This is a genomic window from Streptomyces toyocaensis (genome assembly GCF_000725125.1).
GTDB lineage: Bacteria > Actinomycetota > Actinomycetes > Streptomycetales > Streptomycetaceae > Streptomyces > Streptomyces toyocaensis.
Window position 1 is genome coordinate 167,764 of record NZ_JFCB01000001.1, and the last position, 22,564, is coordinate 190,327.

Below are 22,564 nucleotides of genomic sequence, written 5' to 3' on the forward strand. Positions count from 1 at the left end.
CCTATTGATGGGGAGTGCCGCGCTCCAAAACGGAGTGTCACCGGCCCTCGACCCGGAAGGGATTGGGCAGCTCGGCCCACTGGTCACCGGCCGTCCGCGGTGACAGCCGCATCAGCGTCAGCGCCTTCGCCGGCAGCGGCTCGTGCAGCAGCGCGGCCAGGTCCGGGGTGCGCGGCAGATCCCGTACGGCACTCTCCAGGGCCGCGCGCAGGACGGGACCGGAACCGGCCGTACCCGCCAGCGCGCCCGCGACGAGGGAACCGAACAGCTTGCGGCGCAGCGCGCGTTCGTCGTCCGTGACCATGCGTGCGGGCAACTCGGGGAGCGGCAGGCCGTGCCGGGCCAGCCGGGCGGGCCCCACCCGCAGATCGGCCAGGTCGCGATAGACCAGCCGCACCGGATTCCCGTCCGGCGTCAGCACCACCAGCAGGTTCTGGCCGTGCGCCTCCAGCGCCACCCCCATCTCCAGCAGCCGCAGTCCGACGGTGAGGGCGAGCCCCGCGAACCGCGCCAGCCACGCCTCGGAGCAGGGCAGTCCGGTGGTCGCCAGCGCCGCCACCGGGACGACCCGCTCCCCGGGCCGGGCGTACTCCTCGGGCGACTCGCGCAGCACCGCGGCGAGATCGGGTGATCCCGCCGCGACCGCGCCCAGCGTGCGGGTGACGTGCAGCAGTCCGTCCGTCCGGGCGGCCACCGCCTGCCCGAAGTCCGACAGCACCGCGGACGCGGCGACAGACCCGAGCGAGATGTCCCGCACCGAGGACGTCAGCCGGGCGCTCAGCGCCGTTTTGACGTGCGGCCCGTCCGGCAGCGCCAGTGTGCGCAGTGCCATCAGCGGATGCGCCGCGAGCCGCCGCCCGCCCGTCCGTTTCAGCACGTGCGCCGCCTGCCAGGGATGCACCGGGACCACCACCCGCCCCGCCTCCCGCAGCCACCCCGGCCACACCCCCGTCACCAGGCACTCCCCGGCCGGCACCGGTACCAGCACCAGCTCCACCAGGGGCCCGTGCTCGGGACCGTAGGCCAGTTGCTCGGCCGCCGAGAACCCCGGCCGGGAACGGCAGCCGGGATGGAAGGGATGCCCGTCGACCACCCGCTGCTCCCACTCCCAGTCCCGCGCCGGCCACTCCCGCGGGTGATTCCCCTGATCCCCCCGCCCCGCCCGCGACAGCGCCAACGACGCGACGCTGTGCCCGAGTTCGGCGGCGAAGAGCGCCGAGTGCGGCACGGCGAGATCCGTCATCAGCCGCGCCGGATCGTCGTACGCCGTCCCGTCCAGCCACACCTGCGTGACGTAGGCGTCCGTCGCGTACGGATCCGCCCGCGGACCGCGCAGCCGCCGCCCGTCCGCCAGCCACAGGGCGAGCCCGCCGCCTCCCGCGTCCCGGCGGACGATCCATGGCAGCGGCTCGTGCGCGAGACCACGCCACAGCCGGGTCAGCACGGCCGCGCGGGCACCGGGCAGCTCGCCCGTGTACCCGGCCACGAGACCGGGCCGTACGGCGGTCAGCTCGTCGGCGATCTCGGCCTCGGCGGCGGGGGGACGGTGCACGGGCGGACTCCTCGGGGTACGCGCGGGGCGGAACGTCCGGGGGGACGATGACAGACATACTGATCGTCTCCGCCGGACAGACCGTAGGGAACCAGAACGCGTGGACCTCACCCCTCCGCCCGCAGACGGCGACGCGGCGCACCGTGCCGCCCTCGCCCGGCGTGCCGACGCGTACGCGGCCGTTCCGCTGCTGAACTGTCTGCTGCGCGAGGTGGCCCGGCCCCTGCCCGGCCCGGAGGGCGCGCGGGACGGCGGCACCCACCGGACGTACCGGCTCCCCGGGGTGAACCGGCTGCTGCGGGTGCGCGGCACCCATCGCCCCGCCGCCCCCGAGGTGCGCACGGCGGGTGCCTGGCACCGCGTGGGCCACATGGAGCTGGTGAAGCTGGTCGCCGAGGAACTGCGCCGGAGCACCGGCCTGTCCAATCACGAACTGCCCGCGGAGATGCTCGACAGCAGGGACGCCGTGGCCGCCCTGCTCGACGCCCGCGCCCGGGCCGCACCGCCCGACGACCCGTATCTGCGCTCCGAGCAGTCCCTGCTCACCGGCCACACCCACCATCCCGCGCCCAAGGCGAGGGGCGGCGGACCCGCGGCCGCCTGGCTGCCGTACGCACCCGAGGCGTACGCCCGCTTCCCGCTGACGCTGCTGGGCGTGCGCGAGGACACGGTGGTGGAGGAGGGCGACACCGTGGCCCTGGACCGCCTGGGCACCCCTCCGCCCGGTTACCGCCTGCTGCCCGCCCACCCCTGGCAACTGGACCTCGCGGCCCGCGACCTCGCCCCCGCCTTCGCCGACGGCCGCCTGGTCCGGCTGGGCACGACCCCCTTCCCGGTGTGGCCCACCGCGGCGATCCGCACCGTGTACGCCCCCGGCGAGGACCTGTTCCTGAAGTTCAGCCTGGACGTGCGCATCACCAACGACATCCGCCGGCTGTGGCGCCACGACCTGTCGCGACTGCGCGCGACGGACACGGCCGCGCGGTCCGCCTTCGCCGGGTACGAGGGCCCGGCGGCCCCGGCCTGGCTGAGCGACCGCGGCCACCGCACCGCGGACTTCGCCTTCGAGCAGCTGGCCGTCGTGGTGCGCGACGGACTGCGCGGGCACCTGGCGCCCGGCGCCACGTGCTACCTGGCGGCCGCGCTGGCCGAGGGCTTCGCCGGCGACCCCCTCGCCGGCACGTCCCGCCCTCACGTGTGGTGGGAGGCGTACCTGTCCCGCGTGGTGCCCCCGGTCCTGACGGCCTTCGCCCGGCACGGCGTCGTCCTGGAGGCCCACCTGCAGAACACGCTGATCGCCGTGGACGGTGACGGCACACCCGTCCAGGCCCTGTTCCGGGACGCCGAGGGCGTGAAGCTCCTCCCGCGGGCGGCCGCCGGGGCACCCGTGCCCACGGTGACCCGGGAGGCCGGCTGGGAACGTCTGGTGTACTGCCTGGTCGTCAACCACCTGATGGAGATCGCCGCCACCCTGTCCGGCCACCACCCCGGCCTCGACCCCTGGCCCGCCGTCCGCCGTGAACTGGCGCGCCACGACCTGCCCGAGATCCCCGCCCTCCTCACCGCCCCGGCCCTCCCGGCCAAGACCAACCTCCTCCTGCGCTGGACCGCGGCGGACGGCGCCGACGCGCGGTATCTCCCGCTGCCCAGCCCGCTGACCGGCGACCGATCGCGTCAGTCGAAAAAGTAATGGAGAAGGCTTTGGTAACCACGGGTTACCCCGCCTCGGGGAAACTGCTGAAGCGTCTCGAAGTGAGCAGGTGATCGTGACGAAGCGACTGGCCGAAACGTTGCACCGTGCTATAGTGGGGCAGCTGTGGATAGTCGCAAATGCCCGCTTTGGTCAGAAGGGTGCAGGCTTCTGCCTGTCGCTGCTGACGTCCAGTCGAATAGTACTGCTGAGTAAGAGCCGGCTGTGCCAGATGATCCGGTCCTCAGGGGCCGGACGGTATACGGGGGTGAGTCATGGCAGGCGATGGCATACCTTGAACCGGTCCGACGCTGATCGCGTCCTCGCCATCAATTGATGAACTCCACGTTTGAAATCGGAAATCCGTGCCGCGCTTGATGCGCTGTGGCCGATCGATTTCAACATGTTCTTTTCAGTTGCACGAGTGTGATCGGGTGGGGGTAATGTCGGTGAGGCCTACAACTGTGCACCGAGAGTCCGACGAGATATCTGACGTCGCAATCGGGCGGTGGGCTCGGGGGACACTGAACGAAGCATCCCGGAGGGACGCGTTATCCGATATTCTCGGGGCTGATGTCAGTCACGAACTGGTCGACTTCGCCGCGGGTGCCGGTGGAGACGTCCACCTGCTGGCCGAGTTCGCGCTCGGCCTCGCCGAGGAGGGGCTGACCGAACGGCGCAACGGTGTGGTCCGGCTCACCGTGCGGCGGATCCCGCGCCGTGTGCTGACCGCGGTGAGCAGCCAGTTGAGCGAACTGAGTGCGTCGTGCCAGCAGTTCCTCAAAGTCGCGGCGGTGCTGGGCAGGACCTTCATGCTGGAGGACGTGTCCAGAATGCTGGACCGGTCCTCGGCCAGTCTGCTCGCCCCTCTGGACGAGGCCCTGCTCTCCGGATTCGTCGTCGAAGCCGAACACCGACTGGCGTTCCAGAGCGATTTCCACTTCCGGGGGGTGTTCGAGTCCATTCCCGCGCCTGCGCGCGGCGCGTTGCAGCGTGAGGCAATGGGCACCTCCGCGCAACGCACCCGTGAGAACGCCGTGCGCGGCGGAACGGCCGGGCGGCCGGCCGCTTCACGCCGTGCGGCCGGAGAGGGATCCGGTGGCCCGTGTTCCAGGGCCCACAGTCTCATCATGAAGGGCGACGCGGTCGCCGGCGTACGCGTCGCGGAAAGCCTTCTCGCCGATCCGGGAACATCGCATGCGGACCGGGTCGATGCGGAGGCGTCAGTGATTCTGGGATGCTTCCTGCTCGGGCAGGAAAGAGCCGTCACCCTTTCCGAGCGCATTCTTCGGGAGCGCGGCACCCGGCCGGGGGACGTCGCCGCATTGATGGCGCTCGCCACTCTGTCCAATGTGCGCTGGCGGGCCGGAGAACTGGCCGAAGGGCTAAGTCTCGGGCGCACCGCCGTACGCCACGGCGAGGATGCCGATCCCGTGTGGCGGCTGCATTTCCAGCTCGCCCTTGCGGGAAAGTTCGCCAACCTCCGGGAATTCGACACGGCGGAATCGCTGATCGATGCCGCGGAGGCTGGTCTGCGGGACATGGTCTCACCGGTCTGGACGGCTGCGCCCGCGGCCATGCGGGCCCGGGTGTATCTCCAGTCCAAGCGTCTGGGCGACGCGCGGCAGCAGGCGGAGGCGGCGACCGCCGCGTGGGAGCAGGAGGCTGTCCCCGTGCTCCGGCCGCTGGCGTCCTCCGTGCTCGGCACCATCTCGCTGTACCTGGGGGACCTGCCCGCGGCGATCGAGCACGTGGAGCGGATGCACACCGACCTGACGAGGTGTCAGGGAGTGCTGCTGTCCGCCCAGTACGCCTGGACGGACATACTGGTCACGGCCAAGAAGGACGGGCCCCGGGCGGCCGTCGAGTTGCTGTCCGGCACATACGGTCACCTGCCGACGCAGCGGTCTCTCTACATCGAGGACCCGAGTTCCGCCGCCTTTCTCGTCCGTCTGGCGCGCGATGTCGGTGACAGCGAGCTCAAGCGCAGCGTCCTCGACACCGTGGACGGTCTCGCGGGCGACAATCCCGGTTTCCAGATCGTCGGCCTCACGGCCATGCATGCCAACGCATTGGCCGACAGTGACACGGCCGCCCTGGCACACATCATCGTGGAGTCGCCGGATCCCGTTTCCGTCGCCCTGGCGACGGAGGAACTCGCCACGCTGTACGCGGCCCAGGCCCCGGCGCGGTGGCGGAAGACGATTTCCCCGCCGTCCGAGGACACCTCGTCACTCCGGAATCTCACCTGCTGGTCGCGCCTTACGGAGATGGAGCAGCGCATCTCCTATCTGGTGAGCGTGGGACTGACGAACCGCCAGATCGCGAGGCGCGTGCACCTGTCGGCCCACACGGTCAACTACCACCTCCGGAAGATCTACCGGAAACTGGGGATCAACACGCGCGTCGAACTGGCGCGCCAGGCGGCTACCTATTCGAGTGGGGCCGCCGTCTACTCGATGGAGGGGGAGGAGAACAGCCTCTGAGCCACCCCTTGGCATGTCATGTTCATTACCGAATCATGGGCATGACGGGCAGGGGGTGGCCCGGCCGGCGTCGCGTGGCGGACGGATCAGCTCGTGGATCCGGACCGGGAGGCGCCGGCCGGCACCGGGGCAGGTGCCTCGTGAGCGAAGAAGTGCCGGGTGAGCTCGACGCGACTGTTGATGTCCAGCTTCGAGAACACCCGGCGCAGGTGGCTGTCGACGGTGTGGGGCGACAGGAACAGGACGCTCGCCGCCTCACGGTTGGTCCTGCCGTCGACGATCGCCCGTACCACGCGCAACTCGGCACTCGTGAGGCTCTCCCAGCCCGACTTGGGCCGGCCGGCGCCGAGTCGGCGCACGTGGTGCACGCCGAGACGGCGCAGCTTCTTCTGCGCGCGTGCCGTGTCACGCGACGCCCCGCACTCCAGATAGAGGTCCAGGGCGGACTCGAGGAGCTGGACCGCCCGGCTTCTGTCACCCATGCCCTGATCCACCCGCGCCGCGTCCTCCAGGGCGTTGCCCGCCGCGAGCGGACGTCCGGCGAGCCGGTGGAGCTCCGCGGCGCGGTGCAGTGCGGTCGCGTCGTCGCGCAGCACGCCCTCCGCGTGTTCGGCTCCACCCCTCAGCGACCGCACCCCCGGGTTGCGCTCGGCGACGTGCCGCGCGAACGCGGCCGCCTGTTCGGCTTCCGCGTCGAGACCCGCCTGCCTGGCCTGGCGGACGAGCGTCGCGGCGGCGGTGGGGGCCTCGGAGAACAGCAACGGGTCGGGCGAGGCCTGTGCCTCGACGTCGATCAGGGTGCGGACCATCATCGCAGGGCGCCCACTGGCCGCGTGGAACTGTGCGAGCGCCCAGTCCAGGCGGGTCCTGTCGGCTGCCGGGGCTCGGGGCACCAGGTGTTCGGCCAGGCGCAGCTGTTCACTGGCGGTCGCCAGATCATCGCACTGCGTACTGACGCGGGCCAGGACCAGGCGGGCCGGCACCGCGTGCCCGGACGGCGACCGCTCCACCAGCCGGAGCGCGCTCTCGGCTTCGGCGCGGGCTTCCTCGAGCCGGCCCGTCGCCGCCAGCAGCTCGGCCCGGTGCCCGTGCCACAGGGACTCGGGCCAGGCCCCGCCGGCCCTGTCCGCCTCCTCCATGACGGCAGTGAGGACGGCGTCCGCTTCCTCGCACTGGTCGACCGCGACGAGGGCCCGGACCAGCCATGTCCACAGCGGGCTGTCGCACGGGACGGAGTCAGGCGTGGCCGCGGGCCGTCCGTCCCACACCGACGCCGCGCCCGGCCCGCACCCGTCCTGCCGGGCGGGCGTCCGGCGCGGCAGGACGGCGGACAGGTCGTGGCAGCCGGCCTCCCGCAGCCCCTGCCCCAGCTCCAGCACGAGCCGCGTCTCCGCCACCGCGTCAGGGCCGGGACGTACGGCGAGGTCCAGGAGACGGGAGGCCTCGGCATGCCGGCCCACCGTGACGAGCAGGCGCAGGGCCCGCGCCAGTGCCCCCGGCCCGTCGTCGCCGTGACACGCCAGTGCCGAGACGGCTCGGGCCGTCAGGGCGTCGTTCCTGTCACCCGCCGGTGACGGCTGCCCCGGCACGGCCGGAGTGACGGCAGACGATGCGGAGGCCGGCGGAGCGGGGCGGACGTCCCGCGCGCCGGGCCTGGGAGGCTCCACGGCAAGAGCGGGCCCGGCGGTCGCGCCTTCCGCCGGGGCGCCGTGCCGAAGCGCCTCGGCGATCACCTCGTGGGTGAACGCGAGCTCCGCGCCCTCCCTGCGCAGCAGACCCGCCTGCACCGCCTCCCCGGCGGCGGCGGACAGCGCGCCGGCCGGCTCGCCCAGCAGGTCCGCCACGTGCTCGGCCGTGAACGGACGGCCGGACCGCCCGCCGTGTTCCAGGAGCCGCCGGACCACGGGCGACATGCCGGCCAGCAGCCGGTCGATCGCCGTACGGACGCCGACGGGCACGCGTTCGGTCAGCACCGAGGCCGTGCCGTCCAGGACCACGACCTGCCCGGCCTTCATGAGCGCGCGGAAGACGTTCTTCAGCAACCAGGGGTTGCCCTGGCAGCGCTCCGCCCACCGGAGCACGGACGCGTCGGGCTTGGCGCCGAGGACGCCGGTGCACAGCTCGGCCACCGCCTCGTCGTCCAGCGTCCCCACATGAAGCCGGACCGCGGCGTGGTCGATCAGCCAGTCGAGGGCGTGCTGGGCGAGCACCGACGAGGGAACCGGCCGGCGGGCCAGCAGCCAGAGCACCGGCGACGAGGCGAGCGAGCGGACGAGTTCGCGCAGGGCCAGCGCGCTGACGTCGTCGATCCGGTGGGCGTCGTCCAGCACGATCACCAGGGGGTGTCTGCGCGCCGCGTCCTCGACCAGGGAGCCGATCCGGTCCACGAGCCAGAAGGGGTTGCTGTCCGGGCGTGCCAGTTCGTCGAGTCCGTCCGCGCCGGGCAGGGCCCGCCGCAGGAAGTTGATCAGCAGATGCACGGGAGTGGTCGGCTGGTCGACGCCCCCCGTCCGCCCCACGACCGCCGTCAGGCCGCGGTCGGCCGCCTCCAGCGCCGCGGCCTGCAACAGCTGCGTCTTGCCCACCCCGAACGGGCCCTCGACGACGACGCAGCTCCCGGACCCACGCGTCGTGGCGTCCAGGTGGGAGCCCAGGACGGACAGGATCCGCTCACGCCCGGCCAATGGATTCATGATTCCCCCCGTGTTGCTCTGCAGAGCCGTCCAAGCAGCTTTCCGTCAGGCGCAACGCGGTGTGCAACTGTCCGGAGCGGCCAGTTGCACACCTGTCGTCCACCCGTGATCGAGTCGAGCGATCAGCGTGGCCGCTTCAGTTATACGGGATGCCCGCCGGGGTGGGGGAATGCCCGGTCGCATTCGCACTACTCGCCCGAGTAGTGGGCAGCGCAGACGGTTCGTCATTACCGTTCGTGTCGTTGCGATTCGCTGGCGAGCAGAGCAGCGACTTTGACGAACTCTTTCCAAGGTTTCCTTGTTTTCGTGCGGGATGACGTGCATTCGGAATGGGCCGGGCGCCGCTCCGCGTTCGACGTGACTGTTCTCGGCGAATTCACGGAAGTCCGGGACGCATGAGTGCGAGAGTGACCGCCGCCTCGACCGGGAGATGAAAGCATGACCGTGAGTTATCTCGGAACAGCCGTGGAGCCGGCCGCCATTGATGCCGCGATCAGTGACTTCTTCGCGGAACGCCGAGCCGAGGCCGCTTCGCTCGGTGAGGACTTCGCGGCGACCGTCAAGGAGTTGGAGAACTACGTCCTGCGCGGCGGCAAGCGCGTCCGGCCGACGTTCGCCTGGCTGGGCTGGATCGGTGCCGGGGGTGACCCGGACGACCCGGTGGCCCCTGCCGTGCTTCGCGCCTGCGCGGGATTCGAGCTGCTGCACGCGTCGGGGCTGATCCACGACGACATCATCGACGCGTCCCAGACCCGTCGGGGCCATCCCGCCGCGCACGTGGTCTTCGCCGAGCGGCACCGGATGCGGCGCTTCTCCGGTGACCCGGGCGCCTTCGGCGCGGGCGCCGCCATCCTCGTCGGGGACCTCGCCCTGGTGTGGTCCGACGTCATGGTGCGTGCCTCCGGGCTGCCGGCGGACGCGCAGACCCGGCTCGGACCGGTGTGGTCCGCGGTGCGGTACGAGGTGATGTACGGCCAGCTGCTCGACCTGATCAGCCAGGCCGGCGACGAGGAGGACGTCGACGCGGCACTGCTCGTCGACCAGTACAAGACGGCCTCGTACACGGTGGAACGGCCCCTGCAGTTCGGTGCCGCGATCGCCGGCGCCGACTCCGGGCTCGTGGCGGCCTACCGGGCGTTCGGCGCCGACATCGGCATCGCCTTCCAGTTGCGCGACGACCTGCTGGGCGTGTTCGGCGACCCGGCGGTGACGGGCAAGCCGTCGGGGGACGACCTGCGCGAGGGCAAGCGGACGGTGCTGCTCGCGACGGCACTGCAGCGCGCGGACGCGCGCGATCCGCGGGCGGCGGCGTTCCTCAGGGCGACGATCGGGACCGACCTCGGGGACGACGACCTCGCCCGGGTCCGCGCCGTCCTCACCGATGTCGGCGCCGTGCGGCACATCGAACGGGAGATCGAACGCCGCACCGACCGGGCCATGGCGGTGCTGGAGGCGAGCAGCGCCACCGGTCTCGCGAAACAACAGCTCGCCGCGATGGCGACCAAGGCGACGCAGCGGGCCCACTGATGGCGACGACACCACAGCGCACCGTCGGCGGCCGCGCGGACCTCGTGGACGAGCCGGACTCCGGGCACCGGTCCTCCGGTGTCGGACGCGCCCACGGCAAGGCCATCCTGCTCGGTGAGCACGCCGTCGTGTACGGCGCCCCGGCGCTGGCCGTTCCGGTGCCCCAGCTGCCGGTCACCGCGAGCGCGACGCGGCGCCCCGGGGACGACGGCGCGGACGAGGTGACCTTCGAGCTGGCCGGTCCCGGGTCCACGTCACGGATACCGTCGTCCTCGAGCGGACTGCAGCGCCTGGTCGCAGAGTTCAGGAAGTGGGCCGGCGCCGTGGACGGCCTGCGTGCGGACGTGCTCATCGACTGCTCGATCCCGCAGGGGCGTGGGCTCGGCTCCAGCGCCGCCTGCGCCCGGGCGGCGGTCCTGGCCCTCGCGGACCTCCTCGGCCGCCGCCTCGACGCCAGGACGACGTTCGACCTCGTACAGGCCTCCGAGAAGGTGACGCACGGGAGGGCGAGCGGCATCGACGCGCTCGCCACCGGCGCGACCTCCCCCCTGCTGTTCCGCTCCGGCACCGCCCGGGAGCTGCCGATGCCGATGCCCGGGGACGCCCCCGCGCCTCCCCGGGAGCGGGCCGCGGAGCGCGCCGCCCCCGACGGGTACCGCGGCCCCGGCGGAGTGTTCGTCATCGCGGACAGCGGGATGAGCGGCGGCACCAGGGAGGCGGTGGAGCTGCTGCGGCGCAGGTTCGCGCGCGAACCGCGGACCCGGGAGGCGTTCGTCGGCCAGGTCTCGGACCTGACGGACGAGGCCGTGCGCGACCTCGCCCACGGCCGGTGGGACGACTTCGGCACGCGGATGACCGAGAACCACCGGCTGCTCCGCGAGATCGGGATCAGCACGGCCCGCATCGACGCCCTGGTCGAGGCCGCGCTGGCCGCGGGCGGCCTGGGCGCCAAGCTCAGTGGCGGCGGCCTGGGGGGCTGCATGATCGCGCTCGCCGACGAACCCGGCCGGACGGCGGCGGTCGTGAGCGGCCTCCGAGAAGCCGGTGCCGTCCGGACCTGGATCGTGCCGGCAGGAAGGTATGCGCACCATGCGGACTGACCATCGGGCGGGGCCGGTCGCGCCGGCCGTCGACGCCCCGGGCCACGGAGTGACGGCTGTGGCCCACCCCAACATCGCGTTGATCAAGTACTGGGGCAAGCGCGACGAGCGGCTCATGATCCCGTACGTCGACAGCCTGTCGATGACGCTGGACATCTTCCCGACGACCACCACGGTCCGGCTGGACCCCGGGGCGCCGGCCGACAGTTTCACCCTCGACGGCTCCCCCGCCGAGGGCGAGGTGCGCCGGCGCGTCGTCGGCTTCCTCGACCTGCTGCGGGAGAGGTCCGGACGCTGCGAGCCGGCCGTCGTCGACACCCGCAACTCCGTGCCCACCGGGGCCGGACTGGCGTCCTCGGCGAGCGGTTTCGCAGCCCTGGCCCTGGCCGGCGCGGCCGCCTACGGGCTCGACCTCGATCGCACCGCGCTGTCCCGGCTGGCCCGCCGGGGGTCCGCGTCGGCCTCCCGGTCGATGTTCGGCGGCTTCGCGGTCTGTCATGCGGGCCGCGGCACCGGTGCGGCCGCGGACCTCGGCTCCTACGCGGAACCGGTGCCGGTTGCGGACTTCGATCCCGCGCTGGTGATCGCGGTGGTCGACGCGGGGGCCAAGGCCGTGTCCAGCCGGGCCGCCATGCGGCGGACCGTCGAGACCTCGCCGCTCTACCGCGCGTGGGCGACCTCCGGCAAGGCCGATCTGGCCGAGATGCGGGCGGCGTTGCGGCGGGGAGATCTCGACGCGGTCGGGGAGATCGCCGAGCGCAACGCCCTCGGCATGCACGCGACGATGCTGGCGGCACGGCCGGCGGTGCGCTATCTGTCGCCGGCCACGGTGTCCGTGCTCGACGGCGTGCTGCGGCTGCGTTCGGACGGCGTGCCGGCCTACGCGACGATGGACGCCGGACCCAACGTCAAGGTGTTCTGCCACCCCGCGGACGCCGACCGGGTGGCCGAGGCGGTGCGCGGCGCCGCCCCGGGCTGCACGGTGTTCACCGCGCGGCGCGGGCCGGGCGCCCGGCTGACGACGGAGGCCGAGCGGTGAGCGCGGCGGTCACCCGGCACGCCCCGGGCAAGCTGTTCGTCCTCGGCGAGTACGCCGTGCTGGAACCGGGCCACCCGGCGGTCCTGGTGGCGGTCGACCGCCACGTCGGCGTCACCGTGTCGGCGGCCGACGGGGCAGAGGTCGTGATCGAGTCGGACCTCTCCCCGCGAGCGGCGTGCCTGCGGCGCGGTGCCGCCGGGCTCGGCGCCGACGCCGGTGCCGAGCCTCGGGTCCTGGACCGCCTCGGCCACGTCGTGTCGGCGATCGACGTGGTCGACGGACTGCTGGCCGAGCGCGGACGGCGCGCGCCGCCGATCCGCGTCTCGGTCACCAGCCGCCTGCACCGTGACGGAACGAAGTTCGGGCTGGGATCGAGCGGCGCGGTGACGGTCGCCACGGTGACTGCCCTGGCCGCGTACTACGGCATGGAACTGTCACCGGACGACCGGTTCCGGCTCGCGCTGCTGGCCACGGCGCGGCGCGACCCCCGCTCCTCCGGCGGCGATCTCGCCGCGAGCGTCTGGGGCGGCTGGGTCGCCTACCGTGCGCCCGACCGGGCAGCCGTGCTGGCCCTGGCGCGGCGCGGGGGTGTCGAGCACGCCCTCCGGGAGCCGTGGCCCGGGTTCTCGGTGCGCCGGCTGCCGCCGCCGCGCGGACTCGCGCTGGAGGTGGGCTGGACGGGACAACCGGCCAGCACCGCCTCGTTGACGGGCCGCCTGGAGACGGGGGAGTGGCGGGGCAGCACGGCCCAGCGGGACTTCGTCCGTCGCAGCGACGCCTGTGTGGAGGCCGCGATCCGCGCGCTCGAGCGGGGGGACGACGACGAGCTGCTGCACCGGATCCGCGGCGCGCGCCGGATGCTCGCCGATCTCGACGGCGCCGTCCGTCTCGGCATCTTCACCCCGGTGCTGACGGCCCTGTGCGACGTCGCCGAGGCCGTCGGCGGCGCCGCCAAGCCCTCGGGCGCCGGAGGCGGCGACTGCGGCATCGCGTTCCTGGAGGCCGCCGAGGCGTCGCGGGTGTCGCGACTGCGGGAGCGGTGGTCCGCCGCGGGGGTGCTCCCCCTGCCGATTCACATCCAGCCGACGAAAGGGAGCCCAGCATGATCGCTGAGCGCAAGGACGCCCACGTGCGGTTCGCCACCGAGCAGCATCGCCGGCGCGGCGGGCACAACCAGTTCGACGACGTGTCCTTCGTGCATCACGCGCTGGCCGGCATCGACCGCTCCGACGTCTCGACGGTCACCCGCTTCGGCGGCATGGAGTGGCAGGTTCCGCTGTACATCAACGCGATGACCGGCGGCAGCCCCAAGACCGGGGAGATCAACCGCGATCTGGCGATCGCCGCCCGCGAGACCGGGGTCGCCGTCGCCACGGGATCCATCAGCCCGTACTTCGCCGACGCGTCGGTGGCGGACACCTTCAGCGTGATGCGCGAGGAGAACCCCGGTGGTTTCATCCTGGCGAACATCAACGCCAACGCCACCGTCGAGAAGGCACGCCGCGCCGTGGACCTGCTGCAGGCCGACGCCCTCCAGATCCACCTCAACGTGATCCAGGAGACGGTGATGCCGGAGGGCGACCGGTCGTTCGCCTCCTGGGGCCCGCGGATCGAGGAGATCGCGGCAGCCGTCGACGTCCCGCTGATCGTGAAGGAGGTCGGCTTCGGGCTCAGCCGCGAGACCCTGTTGCGGCTCCAGGAGATGGGCGTACGGGTCGCCGATGTCTCCGGCAGCGGCGGCACGGACTTCGCACGGATCGAGAACGACCGGCGTGACCGGCCCGACTACTCGTACCTCAACGGCTGGGGACAGTCCACCCCGGCCTGCCTCCTGGACGCCCACGGCGTCGGCCTCCCGGTGCTCGCCTCCGGCGGTGTCCGTCATCCGCTCGACGTGGCGCGCGCACTGGCACTCGGCGCCTCCGCCGTCGGGGCGTCCGGCCTGTTCCTCAAGACCGTGCTCGACGGCGGCGCCCCGGCCCTGATCTCGCTGCTGTCCTCGTGGATCGACCAGCTCACAGCCCTGATGACCGCGCTGGGCGCGCCCACCCCCGCCGACCTCGCCCGGTGCGACGTGCTCGTCCAGGGCGACCTGCGCGCGTTCTGCGCCGACCGGGGGATCGAGACCCGGTGGCTGGCGACCCGCTCCCGTTCCTACCGCACCAACTCCTCCAGCACGCACCACGAGACGATCGGAGGTTCCCGATGACCGAGTCCCATGCGGTCGCCGGCGTTCCCATGAAATGGGTGGGTCCCCTGCGCATGTCGGGGAACGTCGCCGAGCTCGAGACCCACGTGCCGCTCGCCACCTACGAGTCACCGCTGTGGCCCTCCGTCGGGCGCGGCGCACGGCTGTCCACCATGGTCGAACAGGGCATCGTCACCACACTGGTCGACGAGCGGATGACGCGCTCGGTCTTCGTGAGGGCCGAGGACGCCCAGGCCGCCCACATGGCCGCCCTGGAGGTCGACGCCCGCCTCGACGAACTCCGTGACGTCGTGCGCACCTGCGGCCGGTTCGTCGAACTCATCGGATTCCACCACGAGATCGCGGCCAACCTGCTGTTCCTCCGGTTCGAGTTCACCACGGGCGACGCGTCCGGGCACAACATGGCGACGCTGGCCGCCGACGCGCTCCTCAGCCACATCCTGCAGGCCATCCCCGGAATCACCTACGGCTCGATCTCGGGGAACTACTGCACGGACAAGAAGGCGACCGCGGTCAACGGCATCCTCGGGCGGGGCAAGAGGGTCGTCGCCGAACTCCTGCTGCCCCGTGACATCGTCCACAAGTCGCTGCGCACGACGGCCGCCGCGATGGCCGACCTGAACATCGGCAAGAACATGATCGGCACCCTGCTCGCGGGCGGGATCCGCTCGGCCAACGCCCACTACGCGAACATGCTGCTCGGCTTCTACCTGGCGACGGGCCAGGACGCGGCGAACATCGTGGAGGGCTCCCAGGGCGTGACCGTGGCCGAGGACCGGGACGGCGACCTGTACTTCTCCTGCACCCTGCCCAACCTGATCGTGGGGACGGTCGGCAACGGCAAGGGACTCGACTTCGTCGAAGAGAACCTTGAGCGGCTCGGCTGCCGCGCGGCGCGCGAGCCCGGCGACAACGCCCGGCGTCTCGCGGTCATCGCGGCCGCGACGGTGCTGTGCGGAGAACTCTCCCTGATGGCGGCCCAGACGAACCCCGGTGAGCTGATGCGGGCGCACGTCCGGCTGGAGCGCAGGAACGCGACGACCAGGATCGGAGGCAAGTGATGCCCGGGGACCTCACCGTGGGAATCCACGACCTGTCCGTCGCGACGACGCAGTACGTCCTGACGCACGAGACGCTGGCCGGCCACAACGGCACGGGTGTCGCCAAGTACCACCGGGGCATCGGCCAGCGCGCGATGAGCGTGCCGGCCGCCGACGAGGACATCGTGACGATGGCCGCCGACGCCGCCGCGCCCGTCGTCGCCCGGCACGGCGCCGACCGGATCAGGACGGTGGTCTTCGCGACCGAGACGTCCGTCGACCAGTCGAAGGCGGCGGGGGTCTACGTCCACTCGCTGCTGGGGCTGCCGTCCGCCGCCCGCGTCGTGGAGCTCAAGCAGGCCTGCTACAGCGGGACGGCGGCCCTGCAGTTCGCCATGGGACTCGTGCACCGGGACCCCTCGGAGCAGGTCCTCGTGATCGCCAGTGACGTCTCCAGGTACGAGCTGGGCAGTCCGGGCGAGGCGACGCAGGGCGCCGCGGCGGTGGCCATGCTGGTCGGCGCGGATCCGGCACTGGTGCGCCTGGAGGACCGGTCAGGGATGTTCACCGCCGACATCATGGACTTCTGGCGGCCGAACTACCTCACCACCGCCCTGGTCGACGGCCGGGAGTCCATCTCCGCCTACCTGCAGGCGGTGGAAGGCGCGTGGAAGGACTACACCGAGCGCGGCGGCCGGAAGCTCGGCGAGTTCAGCGCCTTCTGCTACCACCAGCCGTTCACGAAGATGGCCCACAAGGCGCACCGGCACCTGCTCCAGCACAACGGTCACGCCGCCGACGAGGAGGAGATCACCCGCGCCATAGGCCACACGACGGCCTACAACGTCGAGATCGGCAACAGCTACACCGCGTCGATGTACGTCGGGCTGGCCTCGCTGCTCGACCACGCCGACGACCTGAGCGGTGAGGTCATCGGCTTCCTGAGCTACGGGTCCGGCAGCGTCGCGGAGTTCTTCGCCGGCACCGTCGTCCCGGGATACCGCGCGCGGTTGCGCTCCGACGCGCACCGCGAGGCGATAGGCCGCCGGCAGCAGATCGACTACGCCAGGTACCGCGAGCTCCACGAGCGGTCCTTCCCGGCCGACGGCGGGGACCATCCCACGCCGCGGGAGACCACGGGGCCGTACCGGCTCGTCGGGCTCTCCGGCCACAAGCGCATCTACGCGGCGCGGTAAGGACCCACCGCGCCCATCAGCTGTCTGCGCATGCGACCGCATGCCTCAATCGCTTGGAGTCGTACATGTCCACAACCTCCGAGGCGGACGAGATCTATTCCGCCGTCACGGAAACAGCAGGACGGCTGGGCATAGCCTTTTCGCGCGACAAGGTCCGTCCCATTCTTTCGGCGTACGGGGACGCCTTCGCGCATGCCATGCCATTGGCCTTCAGGATGGCGACCGGTCCGCGGCACGCGGGTGATGTCGACTGCCGTTTCATCACGCACCCGAAGGACCGGAACCCGTATCCGCTGGCCGTGTCCAAAGGGCTCACCCCGAGGACGAGCCACCCCGTCGGAGCCTTGCTCCCGGACATCGAGGAACGCTTTCCGGTCGACGGGTTCGGTATCGACTTCGGAGTGGTGAGCGGCTTCACGAAGGTCTATGCGGGCTTCGCTCCGAAGGACCTGCAGAAGGTGTCGGAGCTCGTCGGGACACCGGCCATGCCGGACAGCCTCGCCCACAACTTCGACTTCTTCGTCCGTAACGGCCTGGACGACAAGGTCGCGTTCGTTGCGGTCGACTACCTGCACAGAACCGTGAACGTGTACTTCAACGACGTGCCCGCGGCATGCTTCGAGGCCGACGGAATCCGGCGGATGCTCCGTGACATCGGACTGCCGGAGCCGAGCGAGCGCATGCTCGGGATCGGCAGCCGGGCCTTCGGGCTCTACATCACCCTGAACTGGGACTCTCCGGCGATCGAGCGGTTCTGCTTCGGTGTGACGACCACGGACCTGTCGAGCCTTCCCGTTCCCGTCGAGCCACAGCTCGAGAAATTCGCAGAGAGCGTTCCCTACGGCGGCGCGGACCGAAAATTCGTGTACGGCGTCGCCGCGGCCGCCGAAGGGGAGTACTACAAACTCGAGACGCACTACAAGTGGAATCCCGGGACCGTGGCCTTCATCTGATCGAAAAGCCGGTATGCGCGCAGCTCCTGGCGCCGTGAACATGCACCGCCGGGAACTGCGCGCGGTCGGCCATGCCCGAAAACGGCCGGCGCACAGGTTTTTCTCCAGTCCCTCACCGACCACCAGGCATCCAGACAGGAGTGCGCCATGAGACCAGTGAACACATTGCACAGGGCCCTCATTCCGTGGCCCGCGGAAGTCGACCCGGAGCACCTGCGCGAGGCCACATCGCGGTTGGTCACACATGTCAGCGGTCAGGTCGACGACGGGGGCGCGATACGCGGGGAGTGCCACAGCCGGGTGCTGGAATCCGCGCTCGCGCTGTCGCTGATGACGCGCACCGGTGCCGCCTCGCCGGCCCGGGACCGGGTACTCGCCTTCCTCCGGGAACACCTCGACTCCCCGCATGAGTTCGACCGGGTCCTCGCCACGCTGGCAGTCGGGCGCGCCACCGACCGGGCATCCGCCGCGGACGCCGACATCGTCGGCAAGCTCACCGAGGCGCTGCTCGGCGCCGCACCGGCGTTCATCTCCGGCCGCCGGCGCAGGATGCTGTACGCCGTGCTGTCGCTGTTCGGATGCCCGGTGCCGCCCGACGCCGCCCCGGAAGCCGACGAGAAGGCCCCCACGGATTCCGTCCACTCCTGGGCCGCCGTCCAGCAGGCCGCGGTCACGCTGGTCCTCTCCAACGCCTCGGGCGTCAGCAACGGAGCCACGTCCGCCGCACTGCGGACGCTGAACGCCGTGCGTCCGGCGACGACGGTGTGGGAGGGCTACGTACTGCTGCACCTGCTGTCGCTGCACGGGCTCGCCGGCGTACCCGGGCAGGAGGAGACCGTCCGCAGCGGCCTGCGGACCCTGCTGCGGTACCAGCGTGACGACGGCGGCTTCCCGTTCGTGGTGGACCTCCAGCACTGGTGCACGTCGACCGCCGGCATCGCGCTCGCCGCAGCCGGTTCGCGCCCCGGCGTGCTGCGGGCCATGGCGGAGGCGCTGGTCGCCCACGAGGTCGACGAGTCGCAGCGCTCCCTGTGCCTCTCCCTCTCCCGCGGTGAGCCGCTGGCGGACGGCTGGTCCTTCGGTCCCCGTGTGGCGCAGAACGACGTCGACTGCACCTCGTGCATCCTGGAGTTCCTGCACGGCGTCGACCCCGTCGGCCACGGCGGCGCCGTGCGGCGCGGCGTGGACGCGCTGCTCGCCGTCCAGGGCGCCGACGGAGGGTTCCCCACCTATGTCGCCGGCGCCGCCTCCGAGCCGTGCATGACCGCCGCGGCCGTCAACGCGCTCGCCCCGCACCCCTCCACCCGGCCGGCCCGGCAGCGTGCTCTGGCGTTCCTGGCCGGCAGCCAGCTCCCGGACGGCGGATTCGAACCGGGGTGGAGCCGCAGCCGGCTGCACGCGATGTTCCGTGCGCGCCTCGCGGCCTGCACGGCCGGCCCGGACGACCACCGTGCGGCCCGCATGGCCGAACGGATCGACCACTCGGTGCGTGAGACGCAGAACCCCGACGGCGGCTGGGGGATGCAGCCGGGCGATCCCAGCGACCCCATCAGCACCGCCTACGGGCTGATCATCCTGTGCTACGGGACCGCGTCGCCGCCCGTCGGGCGCGCCCTGTCCTGGCTGCTCGCCCACCAGAACGCGGACGGCGGCTACAGCGGCCCGCCCGACATGGTCGGCCCCCGCCCGTTCCCGTACCACATCCCGGTCCTGACCGACGCCCCCGTGCTCCTCGCGCTGGGGCACGTGCGCCACCGGGTGCAGGGCACGGCGACCCTGCTCAGAGACGTGGCATAGCGGCGGTACCACTCGCCGACAGGACACGACATGCCGACTGCCGGCGAAGCCATCGGGCTTCGCCGGCAGTCGGCTGTGGACGGTGAGGAGGGTCAGCCGCCGTTCACCTTGCGCTGAACGTACTCGTAGGCGAGGTCGCCGATCTGCGGAGCGTACTGGGACGCCGCCTCGATGGAGGCGCGGAAGTTCTGACCGCCCCAGAGACGGCTCTCACCGCATTCCCGGGCGAAGTCCGTCAGGCTGCTCCAGCGCAGCGTCATGTCCTCGGCCGGGGTGACTCCCGGCTCGACGAAGGAGGAGCCCTTGGCGACGGAGTGGGCGATGTTGAGCGTGTCCGTGCCGGTGAAACGCCGTGTCAGGTGGGCGAAGGCCAGGCACTCCGCGGCTTCCGCGGAGGGGTACTCGGGGTGGTCGGGAGCCTTGACCGGGTGGTCGGCGGGCCAGGCGTCCAGATAAGCCCGCCACTCGTCGCCCCTGAGGTCGTTGACGGTCCCCTCTCCGGGGCCGCCCCACGCCGTCACCTTCTTCTTCCCGTACAGGTGGCGGATGGCGCTGAACGGCCGGACCGAGTCGTACTTCCGCTTCAGGTGCCAGGTGGCGATGGAGAGATCGTAGAACCCGATGTCGCGCACGACGGTGTAGTGAATGGTCTTCTCGACGTCGTACCTTCCCCCGACGATGACCGGCACCGTACCGACGAGTCCGAAGGTGTCGAAGTTGCTGTTGAAGAGTTCAGCGGCCATCTTCCGGCGGTCGTCCAGGAGCGCCGATGCCCTGAGAACCTCGTCGGCCTGTCGTTTGTAGGCCGTGTGGTGGTGGTGGTTGCTCTTCCACGGGGGAGACACCTTGAACCGGGTGGGACTGTCGTACGTGAACGGTTTGACCCGGCCGAAGTGCGGAGTGGCGAACTTCTGGACGGTGAAGACACCGTTCTTCTCGAACGTGTTCGGCTGCCAGCGGGACGGGTCGCGGAGCTTTTCCGCGCTGTTGACCGGCCTGTATCCCGTGTAGTCGGCGTAGGGCTGCCGGTTGTACTGCCGGCCGCCTGCCGTGCCGTCGCGGTTGGTTCCGTCGTTCTTCCTGGCCGCGAAGGCGTTCTTGGCGGCCAGAATGCCTATACCGCTCGGTGTGGTGGGGTCCGCTTCGGTGTTGTCGGGATCGAGGCCCGCCGATTGCATCATCTCCCGCCACTTGGGCTTGTGTTCCGGGTAGAGCACGTTCAGCGAGGTGAAGGCGGAGTACATGACGGCGATGTTCTTGTTGCGTGTCGTGTGTTCGGAGACCGGTCGCCGGCCGAGGTCCGAAAAGATGCCCACCGCTGTCGGGTGGTACGGAGCAATGGCGTCGAACCACGGCACCTCCAGCAAAATGGTGGAGTCCCTGTTCACCGGACTGCTGCCCGTGTTGTTCGCGCGTGAGACCGCGGCGAGCTTCATGTAGATGATCCCGGTCACGGCATTCCCGTGATCGAAGTCGAAGCCCGCCGCCTGCTGCGGTGACGCGGTCACAGCACTGGTCAGTGATCCGGTCAGGGCCGTGGCGGTGGCGATGGCCATCGCGTACCTCAGACGCCGACTCCGCGGCCGCCGTGCATGGGTCACCGGAATTCTCCATTCAGTCGACTTGCGAGTCCTCAGAGGTCGCCGGCGGAAAGGATGGGGTTTTTTCGAGCGCAGAATTTGACCGCACGGTAACGTGATCTCTGTCGCACTGAAATTAGTTGACTCGTCCCGCGCTCGGCCACTGCTCCTTCTGGTAGTCGGGACTACTCATGTTGGAGGTGGGCGGGTATTGCCCGCAGCCACGGCCGCGGACGACAATGTGCCCTGGAAGCGGTCATCGCTTCCAGGGCACTCCCACCGCGCGCGGTCAGAGGCGCGACCCGGTCGGCGCGAGGGGCAGGCGTGCGGTCACCTCGAACCCCCCGCCGGGTGTCGGCTCGGCGTTGAAGTCTCCGCCGAGCAGCTGACAGCGCTCGCGCATGCCCAGGATCCCGCGGCCGGTCCTGGCTGCCGGTGTGCCCGTGCCGTTGACGGACGGCCGGAGCGCAGGGCCGCCACGGGGACCGGGGCGCCCCTGGTCGGTGACTCGGATCTCCAGATGGTCGATCCCCGGGTTCACCGCGACCGTCACCCGGGTCGGGCCCGTGTGCCGGATGATGTTGGTGATCGACTCCTGCAGGATGCGGTAGGCGGCACTGTCCACCGCGCTCGGCAGCGGCTCCGCGGGCGGGTCGACCTCCAGCGTGAGGTCCAGTCCGGCGGCGCGCGCCTCGACGGTGAGGTCGTCGATCTGTTCCAGGCTGGCGTGCGGCACCGGGTCGTCGTTGTCGCCCCGGAGAACGCCGAGGATGGCTCGCATCTCCTGCAGCGTCCGCGAACTCGTCTGCTCGATGGTCCGCAGCGCCTCACGCGCCTGCTCCGGCCGCTTGTCGAGCACGTGCGCGGTGACCCCGGACTGTACGTTGATGATCGCTATGGCGTGAGCGACGGTGTCGTGGACCTCGCGCGCGATCCGCAGCCGCTCGGCGTCGACCCGCGCGCGTGCCTCCTCCTCCCGGGTCCGCTCCGCCAGCTCCGCACGCAGCTCCGCCTCGGCCGCGATGACCCGCCGGGACCTGACGGATTCGCCGAGCGTGACGCTCATGACCGACACACCGATGCGGAAGAAGACCCAGCCGATGGCCTCGCGCGGCTCCACGTCGGCGGCCGCGTACAGCCACCCGGCGGCCAGGACCGCGGTACCGGTGCCGGCGATGGCCAGTGACCGGCGCCCGTCACCGTAGGCGGCGAGGCTGTACAGGGCGACCAGGAGTCCGAGCCAGCCGTACCCGTCGGGGAACTCGAGGAGGTAGTAGGCCAGGCTGGCGACCGCGGCCGTGGCGAACGCCGCGACCGGCCACAGCCGGCGGACGGCCACGACGAGACCGCCCACGACCAGCAGGGCGAACCCGAGGTGTCCGAGGTCGGAGAGCGGACGCTGTTCCGTCCCCCTGGCGGCGGCGAGGACGACCGTGCCCTGCACCTGCATCACGGTGACGAAGAGCGCCAGCAGCAGATCTTGGGCCGGTACCCGCAGGGATGACGACCCGGGGCGGATTCTCATGCCGCGATCCTAATGTCCGGGACGGCGCCCGACGCTCCGCTTCGAGGCGCGATCCACTACGTCGAAAGGCGCGGCGCGCCGCAGCCGGTTACGCCCGATTGCGTAGGCACCGCCATCCGTCGTCAGAGGCGGAGCCGCCCCGCGCACGGCACGATCGCCGTGGTGACCGATCGACCG

General features: G+C 71.5%; 15 protein-coding genes. 11 read left to right on the top strand and 4 right to left on the bottom strand.

All coding sequences use genetic code 11. The features are described from left to right. Nucleotides 1-37: 37 nt before the first annotated feature. A complete protein-coding gene (locus BU52_RS00770) occupies nucleotides 38-1,552 on the bottom strand; it encodes an IucA/IucC family protein (protein WP_037926186.1) in 1,515 nt (504 codons plus the stop codon). Nucleotides 1,553-1,652: 100 nt separating this feature from the next. Between BU52_RS00770 and BU52_RS00775 the strand changes: the two genes are divergently transcribed. Together BU52_RS00775 and BU52_RS00780 are read left to right on the top strand one after the other, a co-directional pair. After that, entirely contained in the window at nucleotides 1,653-3,242 is a 1,590-nt protein-coding gene (locus BU52_RS00775; protein ID WP_037926188.1) for an IucA/IucC family protein, read from the top strand. Between the two features lie 464 nt (nucleotides 3,243-3,706). Beyond that, the gene (locus tag BU52_RS00780; protein WP_157847782.1) at nucleotides 3,707-5,728 is read left to right on the top strand and encodes a LuxR C-terminal-related transcriptional regulator; all 2,022 of its coding nucleotides are present in this window, start codon (nucleotides 3,707-3,709) and stop codon (nucleotides 5,726-5,728) included. Nucleotides 5,729-5,814: 86 nt separating this feature from the next. On the opposite strand, the gene BU52_RS00785 is transcribed toward BU52_RS00780, so the two are convergent. Beyond that, nucleotides 5,815-8,421, bottom strand: coding sequence for an AAA family ATPase (locus tag BU52_RS00785; RefSeq protein ID WP_037926190.1), 2,607 nt, complete (start codon nucleotides 8,419-8,421; stop codon nucleotides 5,815-5,817). Nucleotides 8,422-8,859: 438 nt separating this feature from the next. Here BU52_RS00785 and BU52_RS00790 point away from each other — a divergent pair, with 438 nt between their 5' ends. The 9 genes from BU52_RS00790 to BU52_RS00830 all read left to right on the top strand — a co-directional run bounded on the left by BU52_RS00790 (nucleotide 8,860) and on the right by BU52_RS00830 (nucleotide 19,282). Then, nucleotides 8,860-9,948 (top strand): polyprenyl synthetase family protein, encoded by a 1,089-nt coding sequence (locus BU52_RS00790; protein WP_051857779.1) that lies wholly within the window; start codon nucleotides 8,860-8,862, stop codon nucleotides 9,946-9,948. Continuing rightward, on the top strand, nucleotides 9,948-11,048 hold the full coding sequence (gene mvk / locus BU52_RS00795) for a mevalonate kinase (RefSeq protein ID WP_078903057.1): 1,101 nt from the start codon (nucleotides 9,948-9,950) through the stop codon (nucleotides 11,046-11,048). Before BU52_RS00790 ends, mvk begins: the two co-directional genes overlap by 1 nt. Then, nucleotides 11,038-12,087, top strand: coding sequence for a diphosphomevalonate decarboxylase (mvaD, locus tag BU52_RS00800; protein WP_200881134.1), 1,050 nt, complete (start codon nucleotides 11,038-11,040; stop codon nucleotides 12,085-12,087). The genes mvk and mvaD overlap by 11 nt, the downstream gene beginning before the upstream one ends. Next, the gene (locus BU52_RS00805; protein ID WP_037926193.1) at nucleotides 12,084-13,193 is read left to right on the top strand and encodes a phosphomevalonate kinase; all 1,110 of its coding nucleotides are present in this window, start codon (nucleotides 12,084-12,086) and stop codon (nucleotides 13,191-13,193) included. Before mvaD ends, BU52_RS00805 begins: the two co-directional genes overlap by 4 nt. Continuing rightward, nucleotides 13,190-14,296, top strand: coding sequence for a type 2 isopentenyl-diphosphate Delta-isomerase (fni, locus tag BU52_RS00810; RefSeq protein ID WP_037926194.1), 1,107 nt, complete (start codon nucleotides 13,190-13,192; stop codon nucleotides 14,294-14,296). Before BU52_RS00805 ends, fni begins: the two co-directional genes overlap by 4 nt. Then, the gene (locus BU52_RS00815) at nucleotides 14,293-15,357 is read left to right on the top strand and encodes a hydroxymethylglutaryl-CoA reductase (protein ID WP_157847785.1); all 1,065 of its coding nucleotides are present in this window, start codon (nucleotides 14,293-14,295) and stop codon (nucleotides 15,355-15,357) included. Before fni ends, BU52_RS00815 begins: the two co-directional genes overlap by 4 nt. A 17-nt stretch (nucleotides 15,358-15,374) precedes the next feature. Next, nucleotides 15,375-16,532, top strand: a complete 1,158-nt coding sequence (locus BU52_RS00820; RefSeq protein ID WP_235216230.1) for a hydroxymethylglutaryl-CoA synthase — start codon at nucleotides 15,375-15,377, stop codon at nucleotides 16,530-16,532. Nucleotides 16,533-16,597: 65 nt separating this feature from the next. After that, the gene (locus BU52_RS00825; protein ID WP_037926198.1) at nucleotides 16,598-17,485 is read left to right on the top strand and encodes an aromatic prenyltransferase; all 888 of its coding nucleotides are present in this window, start codon (nucleotides 16,598-16,600) and stop codon (nucleotides 17,483-17,485) included. A gap of 147 nt (nucleotides 17,486-17,632) precedes the next feature. Then, nucleotides 17,633-19,282 (top strand): prenyltransferase/squalene oxidase repeat-containing protein, encoded by a 1,650-nt coding sequence (locus BU52_RS00830; RefSeq protein WP_037926201.1) that lies wholly within the window; start codon nucleotides 17,633-17,635, stop codon nucleotides 19,280-19,282. A gap of 92 nt (nucleotides 19,283-19,374) precedes the next feature. On the opposite strand, the gene BU52_RS00835 is transcribed toward BU52_RS00830, so the two are convergent. Together BU52_RS00835 and BU52_RS00840 are read right to left on the bottom strand one after the other, a co-directional pair. Continuing rightward, a complete protein-coding gene (locus BU52_RS00835) occupies nucleotides 19,375-20,838 on the bottom strand; it encodes a DUF6851 domain-containing protein (protein WP_037926203.1) in 1,464 nt (487 codons plus the stop codon). 313 nt (nucleotides 20,839-21,151) lie between these two features. After that, nucleotides 21,152-22,387 (bottom strand): sensor histidine kinase, encoded by a 1,236-nt coding sequence (locus BU52_RS00840; protein WP_037926210.1) that lies wholly within the window; start codon nucleotides 22,385-22,387, stop codon nucleotides 21,152-21,154. Nucleotides 22,388-22,564 lie beyond the last annotated feature (177 nt).